The sequence below is a fragment of the Treponema berlinense genome, assembly GCF_052273165.1.
Taxonomy (GTDB): Bacteria; Spirochaetota; Spirochaetia; order Treponematales; family Treponemataceae; genus Treponema_D; species Treponema_D berlinense_A.
Map to the genome: position 1 here is coordinate 1 of NZ_DAVZIU010000041.1, position 6,100 is coordinate 6,100.

General features: G+C 37.4%; 6 protein-coding genes. 4 read left to right on the plus strand and 2 right to left on the minus strand.

The window, feature by feature from the left end; all coding sequences use genetic code 11:
- The first annotated feature begins 392 nt into the window (after nt 1-392).
- Together hisC and ACT6XC_RS09235 are read left to right on the plus strand one after the other, a co-directional pair.
- Nucleotides 393-1,562, plus strand: coding sequence for a histidinol-phosphate transaminase (gene hisC, locus ACT6XC_RS09230; RefSeq protein ID WP_443741593.1), 1,170 nt, complete (start codon nt 393-395; stop codon nt 1,560-1,562).
- A gap of 19 nt (nt 1,563-1,581) precedes the next feature.
- Complete coding sequence (locus ACT6XC_RS09235; RefSeq protein WP_443741594.1) at nt 1,582-2,274, plus strand: metallophosphoesterase family protein; 693 nt, start codon at nt 1,582-1,584, stop codon at nt 2,272-2,274.
- Between the two features lie 6 nt (nt 2,275-2,280).
- Here ACT6XC_RS09235 and ACT6XC_RS09240 read toward each other — a convergent pair whose 3' ends face one another.
- Nucleotides 2,281-3,357, minus strand: coding sequence for a formylglycine-generating enzyme family protein (locus ACT6XC_RS09240; protein ID WP_443741595.1), 1,077 nt, complete (start codon nt 3,355-3,357; stop codon nt 2,281-2,283).
- 125 nt (nt 3,358-3,482) lie between these two features.
- Nucleotides 3,483-4,478, minus strand: coding sequence for a magnesium transporter CorA family protein (locus ACT6XC_RS09245; RefSeq protein WP_443741596.1), 996 nt, complete (start codon nt 4,476-4,478; stop codon nt 3,483-3,485).
- 401 nt (nt 4,479-4,879) lie between these two features.
- Between ACT6XC_RS09245 and ACT6XC_RS09250 the strand changes: the two genes are divergently transcribed.
- Both ACT6XC_RS09250 and ACT6XC_RS09255 read left to right on the plus strand, forming a co-directional pair.
- Entirely contained in the window at nt 4,880-5,533 is a 654-nt protein-coding gene (locus tag ACT6XC_RS09250; protein WP_443741597.1) for a hypothetical protein, read from the plus strand.
- A 55-nt stretch (nt 5,534-5,588) separates the two neighbouring features.
- Nucleotides 5,589-6,011, plus strand: a complete 423-nt coding sequence (locus tag ACT6XC_RS09255) for a hypothetical protein (protein ID WP_443741598.1) — start codon at nt 5,589-5,591, stop codon at nt 6,009-6,011.
- Nucleotides 6,012-6,100: the final 89 nt, after the last annotated feature.

Sequence of the window (6,100 nt, forward strand, 5' to 3'; positions counted from 1 at the left end):
GAGAAGGCTGCTCTTCAAGATGATGTTCCGAGTAGCGTTTTAAATATTCTGTAACTCCCCGAAGTCTATAGCGGCATTGTTCTGCCGGCCTGCAAAAAATTTTAACAGGACAATAATTGAAGTAGTCGTAGCCATAAAAGTATTCTATCAATAAATTTTGATTTTGTCATTGCCGGGCAAGGGGCCGTTAGCCGCACAAGCGGTTCGGACGCGCGCAAGCGTGGCTGAACGGAAAAATTGCAAAGCAATTTTATAACGCCAGGACCCGGTCGTGCTTTGCACGATGCCCCCTGGATTTTTTTTATCGCTTTTTTTATTTTTAATTGAAACAAAAGTTTTTTGAGCATAAAATAAAATCAACTTTTAAATCTGACGATTTTGTGGAGATTAAAATGATTGCCGAAAGAATGAAAAATCTGCATCCTTATGTTCCAGGCGAGCAGCCAAAGGACAGAACTTACATAAAACTCAATGCAAACGAAAATCCTTATCCGCCAAGTCCGCTTGTTGCTAGGGCTGTTGAAAAAGCGGCTAAAAAATATGCAAAAAAAATGGCGCTTTATCCGGATCCAGATTCTAACGAATTAAAAACGGCGATTGCTTCGATGCTCAATAATTGTGGCGGAGTTTTGGCTCGTGCAAATGTTTATGGTGGCAAAAAAAATGGGAGCGGTGCAAAAGTTGAGCCTAGTCCAGCTGATAAAATTCCTTTTACAGTTACGCCTGATATGATTTATGCAGGAAATGGTTCTGACGAAGTCTTGAGTTTTGTTTTTTATGCTTTTTTTGATAGCGACCGTGAACTTGTTTTGCCAGAACACACTTATTCTTTTTATCCTGTTTATGGCGGTTTTTACAATATCCCGCTTAAAAAAATTCCGCTCAACGGCGACTGGACTTTGAATAAAGAAAAAATGCTCGAAGCTGCAAACGAAAATGATTCTTCGATTATTTTTGCAAATCCGAACGCTCCGACTTCTCTTGGACTTTCTCGTGGCGAAGTTCGCGAAATGATAAAATCTGCCCCAAAAGACAGAATTTTTGTTGTTGATGAGGCGTATGTGGATTTTGGTGGCGAAAGCTGCATTCCTCTTCTTGCAGAATTTGACAATCTTGTAATCGTGCGGACTTTTTCAAAATCGCTTTGTGGCGCAGGTTTGAGGCTTGGATATGTTGTCTCAAGTCCAGAACTTGTAAATTATATTACGACTGTAAAAAATTCGTTAAATCATTTTCCTATTGATTTTATGGCTCAGCAGGCTGGAATTGCTGCTTGCTACGACACTGGCTATTACGCTGAATGTGCAAAAAGTGTTGCTTTTGAGAGGGATGAATTTATCGACTTTTTGAGATCGCATGGTTGGTTTGTCCTCGATAGCCAGACGAATTTTGTTTTTTGCAAGAAAGACGGCGTTTTGGGCGAAGAAGCGTACAAAAAAATCAAACAGGAAGGAATTTTAGTCCGGCATTTTAACACGCCGGGAATTGAAAAATTTTTGAGAATTACAATCGGAACTCACGAGCAGATGAAGGCTCTTTGTTTCGTAATGGAAAATATTTAAGGAGTCATCCGTGGTAAAAATGAAAATTTTAATAGTTTCTGATGCTCATGGAAATATTGAAAATATTGAAAAACTTTCTGAGCAGGCAAAAAATGCAGATCTTGTTCTTTTTGGCGGTGATTTTACAAAATTTAACTGTCCAGAAACTGGAAAACCTGCACTCGAAGCGCTTTTAAAAAACAATGACTCGATTTTTGCTGTTCTTGGTAACTGCGACGAGCCGGATTTTATTTCTGAGATTGAAAACGCTGATATTTGCGTTCAAAAAAGCATGGTTTTTAAGGACGGGCTTGTAATTGCTGGAAGCGGCGGCGGATCAAAATTTAGTGGCGACACTCCTTTTGAACGTACCGAAGAAGAGCTTGTTCAGGATTTTGATGTAATAAAAAATTCTATTTCGCAAATTGCTGATGACGACGGAAAATGCAACAGTCTTGTTTTAATTATGCACAACCCTCCTAAAGACACAAAAACGGATGTTATTCCTGGAGATATTCATGTAGGAAGCCAGAAACTGCGCGAATTTATAGAAAGCACACAGCCTGTTCTCGTTGTGACAGGGCATATTCACGAAAGCGCTGGAATTGACAAAATAGGAGATTCTACCGTCATAAATCCAGGCGCCCTTATGGAAGGAAAGTATGCGCTTGCCGAACTTGAAAAAACAGGCGGAAAATGGGTTGTAAAGTCGGCGGAATTACGCAGTCTCTAGAAAATATTATTTTTTTGACTGTGCGAGACGGAATCCGAAGTAATCGTAAACTTCGTTCGGGTCAAAACTGTAGCGGTCGCCAGCACAATTAAACGGTGTGTAAAGCGACCAGCTCCCGCCTCTGCTTATTCTTTGGCTTCCTGCAACTGGACCTGTCGCCCTTGTGCCAGGTTCAACTGATTTGTAATTTCCAAACCAATCCCAGACAAATTCGAGAACGTTTCCGCTCATATCAAAAATTCCTGCTCCGTTTGGATTCCCGCTTCCTGGTTTTGGTTTTGCCCTTGTTTCAAATGGTGTTCCTGCTGTTCCGACTGTATGGGTAAACGAAGAATTATTTGCTGTCCAGGCGATTTCATCTTCCAAAACAGAAAGGTCTGTTTTACCGTTTTCGTCGACCTGTCCGCTCATAATATCTCCCCCCTGAAATCCTGCTTTTGTTTTTCTTGCAGCATACTCCCATTCTTCCTCTGCAGGAAGCCTAAAACCGTCAGCATTCCAGTCGCATTCGCATAAATCTAGTTTTGTCGTGTCAGTTGCATCGCGTAAAATTTTGCCTTCAAACGAGTAGCATGGTGTCAAATCGTAGATTTCTGAAAAAGCGTTGCACCAAATTACTGCATCGTACCAGCTTATCATGGTGACAGGCTCGTATTTTCCCAAACGTGTTGGCTGTGCACCGCGTTTCCCACGGCTTCCTTCCTGTCCAGGATTTAAAAATTTATAGCCTTTTTCTTCTGCGGTTGTTCTTACCGAATACCAAAGGTCGTAAGTTGTTTCTGTTCGATTTATAAAAAAAGGCGTTATCCATCTTTTTTCTGTAAAAGACTGACTTCCGTCGCCAATCACGTAGACGTCATACATTTCGCCATTTTTTGGACCGAGTTCGATCATATCGAGATCTGCAAATGAAAAATCTTCTTCCAAATTTTTTCCAAATTCTTCATTTTTGGAAATTGAAACCTCTTTTGTTTTTAATGCTTCGTTTTCTGCATAATCGGCTTCTTCGCAAAATCCAAATCCTGCAGAAAAAGCTAGTAAAAAAAAAGCAAAAATATTTTTTACGCAAATTGATTTTTTCATATCTTTTCTCTCAATTTTTATTTTCGGCTAGTTCTGTTTGTTTTTTGAGAAATATTGTTGTTTTTGCTGGAGGCGAATTTCCTGCCGTGGCGCTGTTTTTTTTTGCAAAAGCCATTTCAGGCAACTTATTTATTTTTCCAGTGCCGGATTTTCTTTTTTATTTTTGTCATAAAATTTATCAGAACAAAAGAACTTGTTGCAATCACAAAGCAGCCTATGCTTATTACGATAAAACCTGTCCAGCTGTCGCTTTTGCTCCACGGAAGTCTTATATTCATTCCCCAAAAGCTTGTAATGAATGAAATCATCATAAGGGCGATCGAAAAAACGGTCAGCTGCTTCATCGCTGCATTCATATTGTTTGAAATTACGGAAGCAAAGGCATCCATTGTTCCCGTGATTGTCTGCGAATAAGTATTTGCCATTTCCATCGCCTGCCTGTTGTCGATTTCGACGTCATCCAGCCAGTCCTGATCTTCTTCGTCAAATTTTATAATTTTAGTTTTTCGTATTTTTTCAAGCAAAAGTTGATTGCTTTTTAGCGAACTCGTAAAGTACATGAGCGATTTTTCGAGGTTAAAAAGCTGGATAAGTTCATTGTTTTCGATTGATTCCTGTAATTCCTGCTGAATCGAATTCGTGCTTCTGTTAATTTCTTTCAAATACCGCAAAAACATCGTGTCCGCACGGCTTAAAATTCTTGTAATAAACGCTGGAAAATCAGCAATATTCAAGTCTTTAATCCTGTTTGCGCTCAAATCCTTCAAAACTTCGCAGTCAGTCCAGCAGAGAGTTATAATCGTGTTCTGAAAAATAATTGCGCCCATTGGAGCGGTGTGGTAGCGGACTTCAGAATTCGGCAGATAAACTGGCAGTCTCATAATTGTAAGCACATAACCTTCACCCTGCTCAATGCGCGGAAGTTCGTCCGGGTCGAGCGAGTCAACTACATGGTCATGGTCGAGATTGTAAGTTTTTTCAAGAATCGAAATTTCTTTTGAAGTTACGTTTCTTGCGTCAACCCAAACCCTTTCATTTAAATTAAATTCGTTTCTGTCTTTTTTTACAAAAAGTCCGTTTTCTTGCTGCCAATAGGTAATCATTTTTTTTAACCAAATCAAACGATTTTAACACGAATTTTAGCAATCGAGCAACTTTCGCATTTTTTTTAGCTAGATAATTTTCAGAAAACTTATTTTTTAGCTGGGCCATTTTTGCTTCGCAAAAACCGGGTGCTTCATGGTTTCATTGCAAAACTGCGTTTTGCAACGTGCTTCGCACGCCATTACGCCCCCTTGTCCATTTTTTGTTTTTTTTTCAAAAAAAATTGTCGGTTTTTTATGTTTAAAGACAATTAAATAAGAGGAGGCATGATAAAAATTACGTCCCTGTAATTTTTTATCATTACAGTTTGTTCAAGCGTTGCTTTTTCAAACTGTGATTTTCGCCTCGTTGCGAAGCAACTTAAAAAGTAAATCTAAAACTGAAGTTTTAATCTTGATCTTTTATGGGAGGAACAAAAATGAAAAATTTAACTTATCCGTCAGTTACTGAAGTTTCGGACTTAATATTGCAGCGCGTTTACGAAAAAAAAGGAAAAATTGAATCGTTTTGCTGGAAAAATGGAATCTGCTCTTTTTCGTTTTATGGTTGCCGGCCAGACGAAATTATTTTCGACAAGGCTTGTTCTGTTTCTTATTCTTCAAAAAAACAGGCTTTTGCGGCAAGTTTTCAGGTCAAGAACGAATTTGCAAGTTTTTACGCGGATTCTTTTTCTCAAAAAGAATTTAAATCTCTTCTTCAAAATGTACTTGAAACTTCTGGTGCAAAAATTCAATTTGATTTTTCAGAAGAAAATTTTCAGATTTTAAAATTTTTTATAAACAGTTCAGGTTTCTGTCAGAGCTTAAAATCCTGCGAGTATTGCGAAAATATTGCATTTTGGCATGCAGATTCACTTTCTATTATTCCAAAAGAAAACGGATTTTTTATAACAATTGGTTTTGAGAAAGGAATTGTCTCTTCGTCATCTTTGCTCTCGCTTTTTGGTTCTTATTCAAAAATTTTCTATTCAAAAACTTTTTTACTGCCATTTTTTTCGGATTTTATTCCAGAAGAAAATTATTTGCCTTTTATACAAGACGATTTTTCAAGACAAACTGCAAAAAATCTCTAACAAAGCACAATGTTCTTTATGTCTCGCCTGTCTTTTACATTTTATGGGAGATTTTATGAAAAAACTACAAAAAGCATTTTTTATAAACCTTATTTTTCTTTTTTCTTGCATGTATTTATCCGCAAAAAGTCCATACAGATTTCTTGATTTCTATATAGAAAAAACTTCGGAAAATAAAACTGCCTTTTTTAAGATTGAAAATCTTTCTTTCAAAACAATATCGTCTTTTGAAATTTCATTTTCGATTTGTACTCAAGAGCAGATTGATTCTTATGAATTTACTGGAGAATTTTTATTTCAAGTTACAGAAGAAATCGAGCCAGCGCAATCAAAAAAAGTAAAAGTCGTTTTAGATTTTTGTGTTATAGAAGAAACGGAAGAACCTTTTTATATCGAAAATCTCTATTTAAGACGGGTGTTTTTTACAGATAAAACATGCTGGAAAGATTTAACAGGAGCATATTCCGAATATCGTTAAAAAAAAATCAAAAATTTAAAAAAAAGAGAAAAGTGGGCTTGACACAAAATGCGTATGGGTGATATATTCTTTCTCACGTCGCGACGAGA